Here is a 16,035-nt window from a genome sequence, read left to right as displayed (position 1 = left end):
CTTGCCGCTGCCCCGGTGCGCGCCTAGGTCAGGAGGTATGGCCGAACCGCTTCCCGACACGCCCCCCGATACGCCGAGCGCCGTCGATCGCATCGACGCGGCGATCGCCCGAATCGAAACCGCGATCGCGGCCCGTGCCGCGGCAGGCGACGCGCTGGCGCGCCGCCATGCGGCGCTAAAGGCGCGCATGGCCGAAGCAGTGAGCGCACTGGACGACGTGATCGCCCGTGGGACGCCGGCCTGATGGCGAACGTCTCGCTGCCGATCGGCGGTCGTCCGCACACCGTCGCTTGCCGCGACGGTGAGGAAGCGCATCTCGTGGAGCTGGGCAAGATGCTCGACGAGCGCTGGCCGGCGGCCCTGCGCGCCGCGGGCGGCGTACCGGGCGAGCGGGCGATGCTGTTCGTCGCCCTGATGCTCGCCGACGCCTTGGAAGACGTCCGCCAGCGCCCGCCCGAGGGCGCGGCGGTGAGCGAACCCGCGTTGCAACGCATAGCCGATCGGCTGGAAGCGCTGGCCGATGCGCTGGAGCATGATCCGGCGGCAGGATAAGCCCCCTGCCCCATTGCCAGTGCGCTCCGCCCATCCTAAATTGGTCGGCGGCGGGTTCTGCCCGGTACGAGCCTTACTTTATCCCTGAGGCTATTCATCATCCATGGGGGCTGTCCCTGCCCGGATCCTGGTCCGACGCACATGGTCCCCACCTGACGTTACAGGGCGTCAGTGGATATTTTGGCACACGGCCATGGCGGTCCCGCCACCCGCCCCTCTCCTCTCGTGACCGCGTGGAGCGATGACCGACAAGCTCGCCCTCCGCGCCCGCCTGCGCGCTGTTCGTGACGGCTTCGCGCCGAAGGCACCGATCGGGTCGTCAACAGCGTTCGTTGCCCGCTTGCGGCCAGGATTGATCGTTGCAAGCTATAGGCCGCTGGGTAGCGAGGCCGATCCGGCGCCGCTGGCTGACGCGGCGCGTGCCGCAGGATGCGCACTCGCGCTGCCACATGTCACGACGCGCGCCGCACCGCTTCGCTTTCTGTCGTGGGACCCATCGCAGCCGCTGGAACGCGGCGCATTTGGCCTGCTGCAACCCGCAGCGGATGCACCCGAGGTGTCGCCCGACATCATCCTGACGCCACTCGTGGGCTTCGACGACGCTGGAAACCGCCTGGGGCAAGGGGCTGGCCATTACGATCGCGCCTTTGCCGCCCATCCCGCTGCATGGCGGGTGGGGATTGCATGGTCGGTGCAGCGAGTCGCTGCGCTGCCGGCCGATCCGTGGGATATGCCACTTCACGCCATCGCCACCGAATCAGACTGGATCGCCTTATGACCCCCACGTGGCGCAAACCCGCCGGCATGCTCATCATCCTGAGCCTGATCGCGATCTGGTGCGTCGGGATCGTCAGCCTGTCGGGTGTCGTCGGCACATGGCCATGGTGGCTGCAGGCGCCCTTCTATCTCGTTGCCGGGATCGTCTGGATCCTGCCGCTCAAGCCGCTGCTGCTGTGGATGGAGACCGGGCGCTGGCGGTAACGCAGTCCGCGCGCCCTGTGCGTGTCGAGAAGCACGGTAAGCCCGTGTTTGGATAGCGGATGGACGCCGCTCGATCGGCTAACGCAAGCCATGACATATGGGGAAAGGATCGACGCCCCTGGGGCGGATGCCACCGGTCCTGACCGGTGGCGCGAGTGACGGGGCTCGAACCCGCGACCTCCGGCGTGACAGGCCGGCGCTCTAACCAACTGAGCTACACCCGCGTGTTCGGCACGCGGCGCAATGCGCTATGCTTGTCTCGGCAAATCATACCATTCCGGGAAGGAATGGCGCGAGTGACGGGGCTCGAACCCGCGACCTCCGGCGTGACAGGCCGGCGCTCTAACCAACTGAGCTACACCCGCTGAAAGCGTTGAGGCGCGCCCACTAAGCGAGGGCGCGGGGGGTGTCAACGACCTTCTTCGCCCTCCCCCTCGCTCCGGCGTCGCCGGGCGCGTTCCTGATGCACCAATGTGCCGTGTTCGAACAGGAATCCGGCGATATCCGGCTTGCCCGCCGCGCCCAGCACGGTCTGGATGATGATCAGCAGCGGCACCGCCAGCACGGCGCCCGTCGTGCCCCATACCCAGCCCCAGAAGCTGATCGACACCAGGATCATCAGCGGGCTGATCGTCAGCCGATGGCCGACGATCAGCGGCGTGATCGCATTCGCCTCCACGAGGTGACAGCCGATCATCACGCCCGGCGGGATCAGTGCCAGCCAGATATCGGTGAACGTCATCAACCCCCCGATCGCGAGCAGAAATGCCGCCAGGATCGGGCCGAAATAGGGGATGTAGTTGAGCAGCGCGACGATACCGCCCCACATCAGCGGCGACGGCATGCCGAGGAAATACAATGCGCCCGCGACGATGCCGCCCAGAGTGAGGTTGATGAGCGTGATCGTACCGAGATAGGCGGACACGTCGTCGACGACGTCCTGGATCACCCGGGCGGTCGCCATCGCGCCGTCGAAGCTGGTACGCCCGGTGATCGTCTTCTTGCGCAGGCCGGTCCATCCCGAGAGGAAGAAGAAGACGATCAGGATACCGAAGAAGAATTGGACGATCACCGTCGGCGCCGATGTCGCGGCGAGTTCCAGGATCGAGCTGGGCGGTGCGACCGCGGCGGTCTGCGGCTGACGCACCGGCGTCGACGCGATCTGCCGGAACATCTTGTTCACGGATTTTTCGAGCGTCGAATACAGGTCGAGCAACGGCGACAGATTGTGCTGGATTCGCGTGATCCGGCTGGGGAGCAGCTGGAAGAAGTCCGTCGCCGGCACGACGATCGCGGCGATCGCGATATTGGCGATGATCAGGAACACCAGGATGCAGAACAGCGCTGCGATCGCGGACGGGATGCCGCGCCGTTCGAGCCATTCGAGCACCGGCACCAGCGCGATGGCGATCACCAGCGCCGTCGTCAGCGGCAGAAAGAATTCCGCGCCCGATTTGAGCGCGAAGGGCGTGCCGAGCGCAAGACCGATACCGGCGATGAGCGTGAAGGCGGCGAGCAGGCGATCGCGGCGCTGCGCGATGCGGCCGATCTCGCTGCGGGTGCCGGGCATCAGCGGCGCGCCGAGCGCGATCTGCTCCTCGGGCGTGATGGAGGGTGACGGGGGAGCAGGTTCGGGATCGTCGGCCATCCCCCTGCTCTAGCGCATTTTCGCGCGCCGCCACCCCCCTGTTTGCACCGCCTAAGCGGCGGCGGCGGAATGATCCTCGAACAGCGCTTTCAGCTCGCGTTTCAGGATCTTGCCATTGGCGTTGCGCGGCAGCGGTTCGGGCAGGAAGCGGATCGCGACGGGCACCTTGAACGCCGCCAGCCGCTCGCGCACGAACCCCTGCAATTCCGCCTCGGTCGCGGTGCAACCGGGGCACAGGTGGACGATCGCCGCCGGTTCCTCGCCCAGCGTCCGGTGCGGAATGCCGACCAGCGCAGCGTCGGTGACCGAGGGATGGGCGTAGAGCACGTTCTCCACCTCGATCGAATAGATGTTCTCGCCGCCGCGGATCACGATGTCCTTGGCGCGATCAGCGATGAACAGGAAGCCGTCGTCATCGATCCGCGCAAGGTCGCCGGTGCGCACCCAGCCATCGACGAAGGTCGCTGTGGTCGCCTCCGGCTTGTTCCAATAGCCCTTCACGATCATCGGCCCGCGCGCCCAAAGCTCGCCGATCTCGCCACGGGGCAGCACGGTGACGCCGTCGTCGGCACGAATTTCGATATCCGCCGCGGCGACGGGCGCGCCCGCGCTCGCCGGTCGGTTGAGATAATCCTCGGCGCCATGCTGCGTGACCGTCGCGGTCGTTTCGGTCATGCCCCAGCCATTGCCCGGCAGCGCGCCGAATTCCTGATAGATGCGCCGCACCAGCTCGGGCGCCGAGGGCGCGCCGCCATAAGCGATCGTTTCCAGCGACGAGAGATCGTATTTCGCGCGATCCGGATGTTCGAGCAGCTGCCAGGCGATCGTCGGCACGCCGCCGGTCATATTGACGCGCTCACGCTCGATGATCTCCAGCGCGCGCGCCGTGTCCCAGCGGCGCATGTAGATTGTCGTCGATCCAGTCGCGATCGTCCCCATCATCCCCGCCGAACAGGCCGTGACGTGGAACATCGGAATGACGGTGAGGCTGACGCGCGGTGTGGGATCGGGCGGCGCTTCGCCCCGGCGCAGATAGCTGCGCGCCGCGGTGAACCCACTCGACAGGATGTTGGTCATGAAATTGCGGTGCGTGCCCAGCGCACCCTTGGGGGCGCCAGTCGTGCCGCTGGTGTAGAAGATCGTCGCCTCGTCGTCCGGGGCGATCTGGGCGGGCGGCAGCGGTGAGGCGGGCAGGTTCGGCCAGTCGTGCGGCGTACCGATGATATCCTCGAGCCGCTCCACGCCCTCCGCCAGCGGCGTCGAAGCGCGCGCGACGATCACCCGCTCTAATTGTGGCAGGTTGCCATAGACATCGTGCAAGCGCGCGTGACGTTCGTCATCGACGATCAGCACGCGCGAACCCGAATCGCGCAGCCCGTAATCCAGCTCGGCACCCGTCCACCAGGCGTTGAGCGGCACCATGATCGCGCCGATCGATACGGCTGCAAAGAAGGCGACGGGCCATTCGGGCAGGTTGCGCATCGCGAGCGCGACGCGATCCCCCTTCCCCACGCCCAAGGCCACTAGATGCGCTGCAAGCGCGGCGACGGCGCGGTAATGCGCCTCATACGACACGCGCTCGTCCTCGTAGATGACGAACAGCCGATCGCCGTGGCCGCGACTCGCCTCGAGAAGGAAGCGCATCGACGGCGGCGCATTCTTCCACACCCGAGTCGGCACGCCGCGGATTACGACCTCGTCCATCTCGAACTTCGCGCCGGGCGCGGTCAGCAGCGCATCGACCTGAGGCAGCGGCATCGCCGGCCATGTCGGCGGCAGGGGTACGATCGGCTCGCTAGCGGGCGCGCTGGCCATGTCGGCATCCTCTCCATATCGTCCCGACCGCGCTTGCGGTTACGGCGTTTCGATGAAAGGTTACTGTTGATTCCGCCGCCGCTCAAGGCAATAGAGCAGATAAGTTCGAAACTGGGGTATGTCACCGCATGGCCGACACCGATGCACGCGCGCTGGGCTTCGACCCCGATCGGCTGGCGGCGATCGACGCGTTTCTGAAGGCGCGCTACCTCGACACCGGACGCCTGCCAAATGCACAGCTTTTGATCGCGCGCGATGGCGAGATCACCCATTTTTCGCATCAGGGGGCGGCGCGCGAAGGCGGGCCAAATATCGACGAACGTTCGCTCTTCCGCATCGCGTCCATGACGAAGCCGATCACCAGCCTCGCCTTCATGATGCTGGTCGAGCAGGGCAAGGTCGCGGTCGATACGCCCGTCCATCACGTCTTGCCCGAGTTCAAAGGCGTCGGCGTCTATGACGGCGGCGGTGGTGGCGTTCCGTTCGTCACAAAAGCGACGACCGAACCGATGCGCATGCTCGACCTGCTGCGCCATACCGCCGGACTGACCTATGGTTTCCAGAACCGGTCGAACATCGACGCCGCGCATCGCGAATCGAAGCTGGAGAGCTGGCACGGCAACCACGACCTCGACGGTTTCGTCGCGGCGCTGGGCAAGCTGCCGCTGGAATTCTCGCCGGGGACGGCGTGGAATTATTCCGTTGCGACCGACGTGCTTGGCGCGGTCGTGCAGCGCGTGTCGGGCATGCCGCTCGACCAGTTCTTTGCCACCCGCATCTTCGGCCCGCTGGGCATGCACGACACGTTCTTCGCGGTGCCCGAGGACAAGACCGACCGGCTGACCGATTGCTACACATTGGTCGAGGGCAAGGGGCGCGTGATGTACGATCGGGGCGAGGCGAGCGCGTGGAGCCGACAGCCGAAGCTGTTGTCCGGCGGCGGTGGCCTCGTGTCGACCGCGCTCGATTATCACCGCTTCTGCCGGATGTGCGAGAATGGCGGATCGCTGGACGGCGCGCGGATCGTCGGACGCAAGACGCTCGAGCTGATGACGATGAACCATCTGCCGGGCGGCAAGGACCTCAGCAGCCTGTCGCGGTCGCTGTTCAGCGAGACGCAGAATGCCGGCACCGGCTTCGGCCTGGGCTTTGCCGTGACGCAGGACGTTGCCCGCACGATGATACCCGGATCGAAGGGCGAATATTACTGGGGCGGCATGTTCTCGACCGCCTTCTTCATCGACCCCGTCGAGCGGCTGCACATGGTGTTCATGACGCAGCTGAGCCCGTCGGGCCTCTACCCGATCCGGCGCGAGCTGAAGACGATGATCTACGCCGCGCTCAATTGACCATTTCGTGACCCCGGCGCCGACCGGGGGACGCCTTAGGAAGGACTGACCCGATGACTTCGCCGATCCGCACCGAACGCCACGACGACGTGCTCGTCATCATTTCCGACAACCCGCCGGTCAATGCGCTGGGCGCAGCCGTGCGGCAGGGGCTGGAGGCCGCGATCAAGGAAGGCGTCGCCGATGCCTCGATCGCGGCGATGGTGATCCGCTGCGATGGCCGTACCTTCTTCGCCGGCGCCGACATCACCGAGTTCGGCAAACCGATGGTCGAGCCGGGCCTGCCCACCGTGGTCGACATGATTGAGGCGTCGACCAAGCCGATCGTCGCGGCGATCCACGGCACGGCGCTGGGCGGCGGGTGCGAGGTGGCGCTCGGCTGCCATTATCGCGTCGCGGTGCCCTCGGCGAAGCTCGGCACGCCCGAAGTGAAGCTCGGCCTGCTGCCCGGTGCGGGCGGCACGCAGCGGCTGCCGCGCATTGCCGGGGTCGCGCTGGCGCTGGAGATGACCGCCAAGGGCGATCCGATCAGCGCCAAGAAGGCGCAGGAGGCCGGCCTGATCGACAAGATCGTTGGAGAAGACAGCCTGGAGGCGGATGCGATCGCCTTTGCGAATGAGGTGAAGGCGAAGCGCCCGATTCCGCGTGCGTCGGAGCGGACGGTACAGCCCGACCCGGATGCCGTTGCCGCGTTCGAGAAGGCCAACGGCCGCCGCTTCCGCGGCTTTGACGCGCCCGCCGCCAACATCGCCTGCGTCGTCAAGGCGACCGAGACGTCGTTCGCTGACGGCATCGCCTTCGAACGGCAGGAATTCATGAAGCTGATGACGGGCAACCAGTCCGCCGCGCAGCGCCACATCTTCTTCGCCGAACGCCAGGCGGCCAAGATCGACGACGTTCCCGCCGACACCGTCAAGCGCCCGATCAAACGCGTCGGCGTGATCGGCGCCGGCACGATGGGTGGCGGCATCGCGATGAACTTCCTGAGCGCCGGCATTCCCGTGACGATCGTCGAAATGGCGCAGGAGGCGCTCGATCGCGGCACCGGCGTGATCCGCAAGAATTACGAAGCGACCGCCGCCAAGGGCCGGATGAAGCCCGAACAGGTCGAAGCGGCGATGGGCGCGCTGACCCCGACGCTCGACTTCGAGGCGCTGAGCGAATGCGACCTCATCATCGAGGCGGTGTATGAGAATATGGACGTGAAGAAGGAGATCTTCACGCGGCTCGACGGGCTGGCCAAGCCCGGCGCGATCCTCGCCAGCAACACCTCCTACCTCGACATCGATGAAATTGCCGCGGTGACGAAGCGGCCGCAGGACGTCGTCGGCATGCACTTCTTCTCGCCGGCCAACGTCATGAAGCTGCTGGAGGTGGTGCGCGGCGCGAAGACGGCGCCGGACGTGCTGGCGACGGTCATGGACCTCGCCAAAAAGATCAAGAAGGTCGCGGTCGTCGCGGGCGTCACCTATGGTTTCATCGGCAACCGCATGCTGATGCCGCGGCAGGTCGAAGCGAACAAGCTGCTGCTGGAAGGCGCGACGCCGGAACAGATCGACCGTGTCCACGTCGCCTTCGGCATGCCGATGGGGCCGTTCCAGATGGCCGACCTCGCCGGCGTCGACATCGGCTGGCACCGCGATCCCAACCGGATCGAGAATGTCCGCGACGCGCTCGCCGCCGAGGGGCGCTGGGGGCAGAAGAAGCAGGCGGGCTTCTACGATTACGACGAGAAGCGGAACCCCACCCCGTCCCCGCGGGTCGCCGAGATCATCCAGGAATGGCGCGACAAGACCGGCACGCCGCAGCACGAGGTCACCGACGAGGAGATCGTCGAGCGGACGCTGTACACGATGGTCAATGAAGGCGCGCTGATCCTGGAGGAGGGCAAGGCGCAGCGGGCGAGCGACGTCGATGTGGTGTGGATCTACGGCTATGGCTGGCCGGTCTATCGCGGCGGCCCGATGTTCTGGGCGCAGAGCGAGGGACTGGGGAAGATCGTGGCGGGGCTGGAGAAGCACGGCTTCACCGCGGCGAAGAGCCTGAAGGATGCCGCGGCCAGCGGTGGGCGGTTGAAGTGAGGGCGATCCGAATTCCTCCCCCGCCAGGGGGAGGTGGCAGCGCGTCAGCGCTGACGGAGGGGGCGGGCAGCGACGCACCGTCGAGGGGGCACCGTGTCCGCCCCCTCCGACGCGCTGCGCGCGCCACCTCCCCCTGGCGGGGGAGGAATCAATGACCCCGCCCTCCGCCCTCGCCACTGCCGCGGCCGTCCGTGCCGGTGACACCACCGCCCTCGCCCAGACCGAAGCCGCGATTGCGCGGATCGAGGCGGCGAACGGCGACCTCAACGCGGTGGTGGTGAAAGACTATGACCGCGCCCGCGATGCGGCGCGTGCGCTCGACGCGCGGATCGCCGAGGGGTTCGACGCACCGCTGCTCGGCGTGCCGATGACGATCAAGGAAAGCTTTAACGTCGCTGGCCTTCCGACGACGTTCGGCGTCGAGCAGTTCCGCGATTTCGTCGCCGCGGAGGATGCGGTGGCCGTGCGGCGGCTGAAGGCCGCGGGCGCGATCATCCTCGGCAAGACCAACGTGCCGCCACGGCTTGCCGATATCCAGTCGAACAACCCGATTTACGGCCGCACACGCAATGCGTTCGATCCGGCGCGCGTGGCGGGTGGGTCGTCGGGCGGCTCGGCCGTCGCGCTGGCGAGCGGCATGGTGCCGCTGGAGTTCGGGTCCGACATCGGCGGCTCGATCCGCGTGCCCGCGGCGTTCAACGGCGTGTGGGGGCACAAGCCGACCTATGGCGTGCTGCCGACCGACGGGCATTTCTTTCCCGGCACCGACTTCGCCAAGTCGGTCCTGTCGGTGATCGGGCCGCTGGCGCGCGATCCGGACGATCTGGAGGCGGCGCTGCAGATCGTCGCCGACCACCCCCTCGCGCCCGCCAAGCGCCATGGCGAGCAGTGGCGCGTCCTGCTGCTGGTCGATGCGCCCAAGGCGAAGGTGCAGCGCGCGATCCGGGATGCGATCAACGATCTCGCCGAGCATTTCCGCGCGCAAGGTGCGACGGTCGATACGGCGAGCGACCTGCTGCCCGACCTCGAGCGGCAGAACGCCGCCTATGAACAGATGCTCAACATCGCGATGTCGGTGCGCGGGCCGCAACCGCCGGGGCATGAGCCGCCGACGCTGGCGACCTGGCTGCACCTGCATGACGAACAAGCACGCATGCAGCGCCAGTGGCGCCGCCTGTTCGAGACGTATGACGTCGTGATCGCGCCGACCGTCGGCATGACCGCCTTTCCACATGACGACACGCCCTTGCCCCACCGACGGCTGGACATCGACGGCGAGGATACGCCGTTCCTCCACCAGTTCGCCTTCCCCGGCCTCGCCACGCTGCCGATGCTGCCTGCGACCAGCGTGCCGATCGGCCGCGATGGCGACGGCCTGCCGATCGGCGTGCAGGTGATCGCCGATGTGTATCAAGACCGCACCGCGCTTGCCGCCGCCCGCGCGGCGCATGCGCTTGCCTGGAGCCAATGATGACCGATCTCGATCAATTCAGAGCCGACACTCGCGCCTGGCTGGAGGCGAACTGCCCGCCAGACATGCGCGAGCCGATCCGTGGGGATCAGGACGTCTGCTGGGGTGGGCGCCACTATGATCCCACCGCCAACCCGGCGCAGGCCCAATGGCTGAAGGTGATGGGCGAACGGGGTTGGACCGTCCCCGATTGGCCGAAGGAATATGGCGGTGGCGGGCTGTCGCCCGCGGAAACCAAGGTGCTGCGTGAAGAGATGCGCGCGATCCGGGCGCGCAATCCGCTCAACAGCTTCGGCATCTCGATGCTCGGGCCGGCGCTGCTGAAATACGGCAGCGAAGAGCAGAAGCGCGAACATCTGCCCAAGATTGCGCGCGGCGAAATCCGCTGGTGTCAGGGCTATTCGGAACCGAACGCCGGGTCCGACCTTGCCGGCCTCGCGACCAGCGCCGAGGATGCGGGCGATCATTATATCGTCAACGGGCAAAAGGTGTGGACCAGCTACGCCGACAAGGCCGACTGGATCTTCTGCCTCGTCCGCACCAGCAAGGCGTCCAAGCAGGGTGGCATCAGCTTCGTGCTGTTCGACATGGAGAGCCCGGGCGTCTCGACCAAGCCGATCCTGCTGATCAGCGGCTATTCGCCGTTCTGCGAAACCTTCATGGACAATGTGAAGGTGCCCAAGGCGAACCGCATCCATGAGGAAAACAAGGGCTGGGACGTCGCCAAATATCTGCTCGGCCACGAGCGCGAGATGATCTCCGGCATGGGCCTGGGCGGTCAGGGCGAAAGCCCGCTGGTGGCGGGCGCGATCGCGACGATCGGGCTGGATCATGACGGCCGCCTCGCCGACCCGGTGCTGCGCACGCAGATCGCGCTGTTCGAGGTGCGTGCCAAGGCGTTCGCGGCGATGAGCGAACGCTTCATCGACGAGCTGAAGGCCGGGCGCGCGCATCCCGCCCAGCCAAGCATGATGAAGTACGTCGGCACCGAGCTGAACAAGGATCGCCACGAGCTGATGATGGCCGCCGGCGGGTCGGACGCGCTGGAATGGGAAAGCGAGCGGTCGAACACCGGCGCTGCGCCCCGCGCCTGGCTGCGCACCAAGGCCAATTCGATCGAGGGCGGGACCAGCGAAATCCAGCTCAACATCATCGCCAAGCGCATCCTGGAACTGCCGGGGGCGTGAGCAACATGTCCCTCTCCCACCGGGAGAGGGAGGGAGCCGTACGCAGCACGGCGGAAGGGTGAGGGTCGGAAGGAAGCGTAAAGGCTGCTCCGCCCTCACCCAACCCTCTCCCACAGGGAGAGGGCTTTGGAGACATTCGAATGCCCCTCTACCTCAACGACGAACAGACGATGCTGCGCGATACGGCGAAGGACTTCGTCGCCGAACATGCGCCCGTCAGCCACCTGCGCGCGCTTCGCGATGCGAACGACCCCACCGGCTTTTCGCGCGACCTGTGGAAGCAATTTGCCGAGATGGGCCTGAACGGCGTGCTGGTGCCCGAAGCGCAGGGCGGCCTGGGCCTGGGCCATGTCGAGGCGGGCGTAGTGCTGGAAGAGATCGGGCGCAACCTGTCCCCCTCCCCCTTCCTCGCCACCGCGGTCGCGGCGGTCGAGGCGCTGAAGGGCAGCGCGCAGGCGGACCGCTGGTTCCCCGGCATCGTCTCGGGGGACACGATCGCCGCGCTGGCGATCGACGAAGGCCCCAAGCATCGCGACCGGATCGCGATGACCGCCGAACGCGCCGGCAACGGCTTTCGCCTGAACGGTGCCAAGCAGTTCGTCACGCATGGCCATGTCGCCGACCTGCTGATCGTCGCGGCGCGCACCGCCGGGTCGGTGGAGGATGCGGACGGCGTGACGCTGTTCGCGGTGCCGCGCGATGCTGCGGGTCTCGAGGCGTCGCCGGAGCGGCTGGCCGATTCGAGCCTCGCCGCGCGGATGACCTTCGACGGCGTGACGGTCGATGCCGATGCGGTGATCGGCGAAGTCGATGGCGGGCGCAGCGGGCTCGACCGGCTGCTGCGGGCCGGCCGGACGGGTGCGTCGGCCGAAATGCTCGGCGTCGCCGGCGGCGCGATGGACATGACCGTCGGTTATCTGAAGGAACGCAAGCAGTTCGGCACGCTGATCGGCAGCTTCCAGGCGCTGCAGCATCGCGCTGCGCACCTCTATAGCGAACTGGAGGTCGCACGCGCCGCGGTGCTGAAGGCGCAGCAACTGCTTGACGCCGGATCGGATGAGGCGGACGAGGCGGTGTCGGTCGCCAAGGCGATGACCGGCATGGCGACGACGCTCAGCGTTCAGGAAGGCGTTCAGATGCATGGCGGCATCGGCATGACCGACGAATATGACATCGGCTTCTTCATGAAGCGCGCCCGGGTGCTTGCCGAAATGTTCGGCGACACCGGCTTCCATGCCGACCGGCTGGCGCGCGCGGCAGGCTATTGATGGGGGACCAAGCCGCAATCGAGCATCGCGAGCGCACGCCCGAAGAGCTGGCGGCGATGCTCGTCACGCTGCTCGACGTCGAGACGCTCGATACCGATCTGTATCGCGGCCCCCGCCAACCGGGTGGCCGCGGTCGGGTGTTCGGCGGGCAGGTGATCGCGCAGGCGTTGCAGGCGGCGCAGCGATCGGTCGAGGGCAAGGATGCGCATTCGCTACACGCCTATTTCATGCGGCCGGGCGACGAGAATTTCCCGATCGTGTACCAGGTGACGCGCGACTTCGACGGCAAGAGCTTCGCGACGCGCCGGGTGGTGGCGATGCAGCAGGGCCAGCCGATCCTGACGATGACCGCCTCGTTCCAGGCGCCCGAGGACGGCCTGCACCATCAGGACACGATGCCCGAGGTGCCGGCGCCGGAGACGCTGAAGTCGGAGCGCGAGCTGCGCCTTGCCGTCGCGGATAAGGTGCCGGAGAAGTTCCGGGATTTCTTCACGCGGCGGCAGAATGCGATCGAGATGCGTCCGCTGTACCCGCGCAGCTGGTTCCTGCCGGAGAAGCGTGCGCCGAACAACGCCGCCTGGTTCCGCACCGCCGCGCCGATCGGCGACGATCCGGCGCTGCATCGCGCGGCCCTCGCCTATGCCTCCGACATGGCGTTGATGGCGACGAGCATGATGCCGCACGGCGTCAACTGGCTGATGCCCGAAATGCAGACCGCGAGCCTGGACCATGCCCTGTGGATCCACGAGCCGTTCCGCGCGGACGACTGGCTGCTCTACGTCACCGACAGCCCCTGGGCAGGCCATGCGCGCGGCATGAACCGGGGCAGCATCTTCACGCAGGACGGTCGGCTGGTGGCGAGCGTCGCGCAGGAAGGGCTGATCCGGAAGCGGGCTCCGCGCGGCTGATCGGCGTCAGCGTGACGACGGGCGGCGGCGCGTATGCCGGCTTTTCGCCTGGCTTGCGGATGACGTAGCGTACGCGTTCGATGCAGCCGACATAGCCCGGGCCGGGCCTGAACGTCGCGCTGCGCAGCATGTTTTCGGCGGCCGCGCCGAAATCGGCGGTCGGTTCGGCGGCCTGCGCATGGACATTGCCGATCGCGCCCCAGGGCGCGACGTCGAAGGTCACCATCGCCCAGCCTTCGATGCTGCGCGCATTGTAGTTGGTCGGATAAACGAGCTGCGGTCGCCGGTCCCACATATGTTCGCGCGGACAGGTTGTCGCGGCGGGACGCCAGGCATCTTCTTCGGGCGCAGGCGGTGCGGGCAGCAGGGTCGGCGCCTTGAAATAGCCGAAGGTGCAGGCCTTGTGGGCGCCCTTCTCGAAGCGCGAGCGCGCCACCGCCTCACGCCCCGCCCGGTCGAGCGGCGCCGTGCCGCTGCTGTCGAGCGTGCGGATCGCCTTGGGCTTGCCATCGCCCCACACATCGAAGCCGATCAGCGTCCAGCTGACATAGCCCGGCTGATCGGGCAACGCCTTGAAATCCGGAAAGGCACGCAGCAGCGCCTGCGGGGCAGGATCGCCGCAATCGCCGCCGGCATGGATGCGATCCCAGATGCTGCGCGGCGGCGTGGTCCGCGGCGTCATGAAGGTCGCGATGACATCGTGTAGCGGCGCGCCAGCGACCGAGCTGACATCGGGTGTGAAGGTGACGACGCACCCCTTTCGCGCAGCACCCGCGGCGAAGCGGGTCGCGGCAAGCGCCGGGGCGATATCGTCGCCGTCCTGCAAATAGCCACTGCCGCGGCGCACAATGGTCAGCGGCCGACCGCTGGCATCGATCCGGAAGTCGAACGTCGCGGAGGCGCGACCGTTGCCGTTCCAATAGAGGACCGTGCGGCGCGGTTCGGCGGCCATCACCGGCGGCTGGCTGCCCCCGTCGCGGCACAGCACCGGGCTCATCGTCCAGTGGAGCAGCCATTGCCCCGACTCCGGCGCGCGCGGGACGGAGGGCACCGAAATGATCGGCAGGGGAGCAGCCTGCGGGGCGGCGAGAGCGGCGGCGAGGATCAGCAGCATGGCCGCATCCTGCGCGCGCCGCGTGACGGCATCAAGTCACACCGCGGTCTTGCCATATTCCTGCCGCGTGACCGGGTGGCTCGACGACAGACCCCCGTCGACCGCCAGCGCCTGCCCGTTGACGTAGCTGGCATCGTCGGAGGCAAGGAACAGGGCGACCTTGGCCAGCTCTTCCGGCTGCGCACCGCGCCGCAGCGGATTGAGGCGGCCGACGCGGTCCATCTTGCCCGCCTCTCGCGCATAGTCGAACGTCGACTTGGTCATGCCGGTTTCGGTGAGGCCGGGGCAGATCGCGTTGACGCGGACGTTGCTGCCCGACAGCTGCTGCGCGGCGACCGCGGCGAGGTTGATGACGCCGGCCTTCGACGCCGAATAGGCGGGCGAGCCCGCGCCCGAACGGATGCCGGCGACGCTGGCGGTGAGCACGATCGCGCCGCCTCCCCGCTCGGCAATGCGCGGCGCGGCGTGCTTGATCGCGAGGAACGGGCCGATCAGGTTCACGCGCAGCACATCGGTAATCAGCGCGACGTCGGTGTCGAAGATATTGGCCATACCGCCCGAAATGCCGGCGTTGGCGAACATGATGTCGAGGCCGCCAAAGCGTTCGCAAGCGAGGTCGATCGCGCGGACGACATCGGCTTCGCTGCCGGCATCGATGCGCAGCGCCTCCGCCGTGCCGCCGGCCTGCCGGATCGCGTCTGCCGTGGCGTCGGCCCCGTCGGTGAGGTCGGCAACGAGCACGCGCCCACCCTCTGCGGCGAAGGCCATGGCAGCGGCACGGCCGATGCCGCTGCCGGCACCCGTCACGATGATCGATTTGTCGGTGAAGCGGGCCATCAGATCGTCACCCCGCCATCGACGACCATCGCCTGGCCGGTCATGTAGCGGCTGGCGTCGGACGCGAGGTAAACGACCGCGCCGGCGATATCGATGGGATCGCCCAGGCGCCTGAGCGGCGTGTGGCGGCTGGAGCGCGTCTCCGCCTCCGGCGTGTCCCATAGCGCGCGGGCGAAGTCGGTCTTGATCAGGCCGGGCGCGATGCAGTTCACGCGGACATTGTCGGGGCCGTACTCGACCGCGTAGTTGCGGGCGAGCTGGAAGTCCGCGGCCTTGGACACGTTATACGCGCCGATGACGTCCGACCCCTTCAGGCCACCGATCGACGAGACGATGACGATCGAACCCTCGCGCCGTTCGCGCATTTCGGGCGCGACCATCTGGATCAGCCAGTGGTTCGACAGGATGTTGTTGTCGAGGATCTTCCGGAACTGGTCGTCGGCGATGCCGGCAAGCGGGCCGTAATAGGGGTTGGACGCGGCGTTGCAGACCAGCACGTCGATCTGGCCCCATGCCGCGCGGGTCCGATCCACCAGCGCCTGCAAGGCGGCCTTGTCGGAGATGCTGGCGGCGATGGCGATCGCCCGGCCCTCCCCGAACGCGGCGTTGATCTCGGCAGCGACCGCGTCGCAGGCGTCCTGCTTGCGGCTGGAGATGACGACGCGGGCACCGGCGCGGGCGAGCTCGATCGCGCTCGCCTTGCCGATGCCGCGGCTGGAGCCGGTGACGATGGCGACTTTGCCGGTAAGGTCGAACAGCGACATGGAGGCCCTTTCAAAAGTCACTAAAAGTCACACGAAACCATCTTTTTCGCTTCGCGCTTC

15 protein-coding genes and 2 tRNA genes are annotated in these 16,035 nt (G+C 67.4%); 10 read left to right on the top strand and 7 right to left on the bottom strand.

The features are described from left to right. The first annotated feature begins 37 nt into the window (after nt 1-37). The 4 genes from ACP690_RS07150 to ACP690_RS07135 all read left to right on the top strand — a co-directional run bounded on the left by ACP690_RS07150 (nt 38) and on the right by ACP690_RS07135 (nt 1,533). Nucleotides 38-244, top strand: coding sequence for a hypothetical protein (locus tag ACP690_RS07150; protein WP_017979197.1), 207 nt, complete (start codon nt 38-40; stop codon nt 242-244). Then, nucleotides 244-552 (top strand): cell division protein ZapA, encoded by a 309-nt coding sequence (locus ACP690_RS07145; protein ID WP_043059765.1) that lies wholly within the window; start codon nt 244-246, stop codon nt 550-552. The genes ACP690_RS07150 and ACP690_RS07145 overlap by 1 nt, the downstream gene beginning before the upstream one ends. A 241-nt stretch (nt 553-793) precedes the next feature. After that, a complete protein-coding gene (locus ACP690_RS07140) occupies nt 794-1,330 on the top strand; it encodes a 5-formyltetrahydrofolate cyclo-ligase (protein WP_426260616.1) in 537 nt (178 codons plus the stop codon). Beyond that, nucleotides 1,327-1,533: a DUF2842 domain-containing protein gene (locus tag ACP690_RS07135; protein WP_063685333.1), complete on the top strand. Its 207-nt coding sequence runs from the start codon at nt 1,327-1,329 to the stop codon at nt 1,531-1,533. Before ACP690_RS07140 ends, ACP690_RS07135 begins: the two co-directional genes overlap by 4 nt. A 147-nt stretch (nt 1,534-1,680) precedes the next feature. Here the strand turns inward: ACP690_RS07135 and ACP690_RS07130 are convergent. From ACP690_RS07130 to ACP690_RS07115, 4 genes are all read right to left on the bottom strand, one after another. Next, nucleotides 1,681-1,757 (bottom strand) — tRNA-Asp (locus ACP690_RS07130). A 64-nt stretch (nt 1,758-1,821) separates the two neighbouring features. Next, nucleotides 1,822-1,898: transfer RNA gene (locus ACP690_RS07125), tRNA-Asp, on the bottom strand. A gap of 44 nt (nt 1,899-1,942) precedes the next feature. Beyond that, nucleotides 1,943-3,181, bottom strand: coding sequence for an AI-2E family transporter (locus tag ACP690_RS07120; RefSeq protein ID WP_426260615.1), 1,239 nt, complete (start codon nt 3,179-3,181; stop codon nt 1,943-1,945). A gap of 51 nt (nt 3,182-3,232) precedes the next feature. After that, on the bottom strand, nt 3,233-4,996 hold the full coding sequence (locus ACP690_RS07115; RefSeq protein ID WP_426260614.1) for a class I adenylate-forming enzyme family protein: 1,764 nt from the start codon (nt 4,994-4,996) through the stop codon (nt 3,233-3,235). Between the two features lie 128 nt (nt 4,997-5,124). Here ACP690_RS07115 and ACP690_RS07110 point away from each other — a divergent pair, with 128 nt between their 5' ends. From ACP690_RS07110 to ACP690_RS07085, 6 genes are all read left to right on the top strand, one after another. Further along, nucleotides 5,125-6,345 (top strand): serine hydrolase domain-containing protein, encoded by a 1,221-nt coding sequence (locus tag ACP690_RS07110; protein WP_426260613.1) that lies wholly within the window; start codon nt 5,125-5,127, stop codon nt 6,343-6,345. Nucleotides 6,346-6,398: 53 nt separating this feature from the next. Then, entirely contained in the window at nt 6,399-8,426 is a 2,028-nt protein-coding gene (locus ACP690_RS07105) for a 3-hydroxyacyl-CoA dehydrogenase NAD-binding domain-containing protein (RefSeq protein WP_426260612.1), read from the top strand. Nucleotides 8,427-8,577: 151 nt separating this feature from the next. Further along, the gene (locus ACP690_RS07100) at nt 8,578-9,897 is read left to right on the top strand and encodes an amidase family protein (protein WP_426260611.1); all 1,320 of its coding nucleotides are present in this window, start codon (nt 8,578-8,580) and stop codon (nt 9,895-9,897) included. Further along, nucleotides 9,894-11,084: an acyl-CoA dehydrogenase family protein gene (locus ACP690_RS07095; RefSeq protein ID WP_426260610.1), complete on the top strand. Its 1,191-nt coding sequence runs from the start codon at nt 9,894-9,896 to the stop codon at nt 11,082-11,084. Before ACP690_RS07100 ends, ACP690_RS07095 begins: the two co-directional genes overlap by 4 nt. Nucleotides 11,085-11,224: 140 nt before the next feature. Next, complete coding sequence (locus tag ACP690_RS07090) at nt 11,225-12,352, top strand: acyl-CoA dehydrogenase family protein (protein WP_426260609.1); 1,128 nt, start codon at nt 11,225-11,227, stop codon at nt 12,350-12,352. Beyond that, entirely contained in the window at nt 12,352-13,260 is a 909-nt protein-coding gene (locus ACP690_RS07085) for an acyl-CoA thioesterase (RefSeq protein ID WP_241891237.1), read from the top strand. Before ACP690_RS07090 ends, ACP690_RS07085 begins: the two co-directional genes overlap by 1 nt. Here ACP690_RS07085 and ACP690_RS07080 read toward each other — a convergent pair. Genes ACP690_RS07080 through ACP690_RS07070 form a run of 3 tightly spaced genes read right to left on the bottom strand, consistent with a single transcriptional unit; the run spans nt 13,187 to nt 15,975 of the window. Continuing rightward, nucleotides 13,187-14,374 (bottom strand): energy transducer TonB, encoded by a 1,188-nt coding sequence (locus ACP690_RS07080; RefSeq protein ID WP_426260608.1) that lies wholly within the window; start codon nt 14,372-14,374, stop codon nt 13,187-13,189. The genes ACP690_RS07085 and ACP690_RS07080 overlap by 74 nt on opposite strands. Before the next feature lie 36 nt (nt 14,375-14,410). Continuing rightward, on the bottom strand, nt 14,411-15,211 hold the full coding sequence (locus ACP690_RS07075; RefSeq protein ID WP_426260607.1) for an SDR family NAD(P)-dependent oxidoreductase: 801 nt from the start codon (nt 15,209-15,211) through the stop codon (nt 14,411-14,413). After that, entirely contained in the window at nt 15,211-15,975 is a 765-nt protein-coding gene (locus ACP690_RS07070; RefSeq protein WP_017979211.1) for an SDR family oxidoreductase, read from the bottom strand. The genes ACP690_RS07075 and ACP690_RS07070 overlap by 1 nt, the downstream gene beginning before the upstream one ends. Between the last annotated feature and the right edge of the window lie 60 nt (nt 15,976-16,035).

Source organism: Sphingomonas sp. DC4900, assembly GCF_049896485.1.
Classification (GTDB): domain Bacteria; phylum Pseudomonadota; class Alphaproteobacteria; order Sphingomonadales; family Sphingomonadaceae; genus Sphingomonas; species Sphingomonas aquatilis.
This window is presented reverse-complemented; position numbering and strand designations above follow the sequence as displayed.

Bases quoted from the DNA above. Each gene is read 5' to 3' on its own strand.
- ACP690_RS07150 (WP_017979197.1), top strand. From the start codon at position 38: ATGGCCGAACCGCTTCCCGACACGCCCCCCGATACGCCGAGCGCCGTC.
- ACP690_RS07145 (WP_043059765.1), top strand. From the start codon at position 244: ATGGCGAACGTCTCGCTGCCGATCGGCGGTCGTCCGCACACCGTCGCT.
- ACP690_RS07140 (WP_426260616.1), top strand. From the start codon at position 794: ATGACCGACAAGCTCGCCCTCCGCGCCCGCCTGCGCGCTGTTCGTGAC.
- ACP690_RS07135 (WP_063685333.1), top strand. From the start codon at position 1,327: ATGACCCCCACGTGGCGCAAACCCGCCGGCATGCTCATCATCCTGAGC.
- ACP690_RS07120 (WP_426260615.1), bottom strand. From the start codon at position 3,181: ATGGCCGACGATCCCGAACCTGCTCCCCCGTCACCCTCCATCACGCCC.
- ACP690_RS07115 (WP_426260614.1), bottom strand. From the start codon at position 4,996: ATGGCCAGCGCGCCCGCTAGCGAGCCGATCGTACCCCTGCCGCCGACA.
- ACP690_RS07110 (WP_426260613.1), top strand. From the start codon at position 5,125: ATGGCCGACACCGATGCACGCGCGCTGGGCTTCGACCCCGATCGGCTG.
- ACP690_RS07105 (WP_426260612.1), top strand. From the start codon at position 6,399: ATGACTTCGCCGATCCGCACCGAACGCCACGACGACGTGCTCGTCATC.
- ACP690_RS07100 (WP_426260611.1), top strand. From the start codon at position 8,578: ATGACCCCGCCCTCCGCCCTCGCCACTGCCGCGGCCGTCCGTGCCGGT.
- ACP690_RS07095 (WP_426260610.1), top strand. From the start codon at position 9,894: ATGATGACCGATCTCGATCAATTCAGAGCCGACACTCGCGCCTGGCTG.
- ACP690_RS07090 (WP_426260609.1), top strand. From the start codon at position 11,225: ATGCCCCTCTACCTCAACGACGAACAGACGATGCTGCGCGATACGGCG.
- ACP690_RS07085 (WP_241891237.1), top strand. From the start codon at position 12,352: ATGGGGGACCAAGCCGCAATCGAGCATCGCGAGCGCACGCCCGAAGAG.
- ACP690_RS07080 (WP_426260608.1), bottom strand. From the start codon at position 14,374: ATGCTGCTGATCCTCGCCGCCGCTCTCGCCGCCCCGCAGGCTGCTCCC.
- ACP690_RS07075 (WP_426260607.1), bottom strand. From the start codon at position 15,211: ATGGCCCGCTTCACCGACAAATCGATCATCGTGACGGGTGCCGGCAGC.
- ACP690_RS07070 (WP_017979211.1), bottom strand. From the start codon at position 15,975: ATGTCGCTGTTCGACCTTACCGGCAAAGTCGCCATCGTCACCGGCTCC.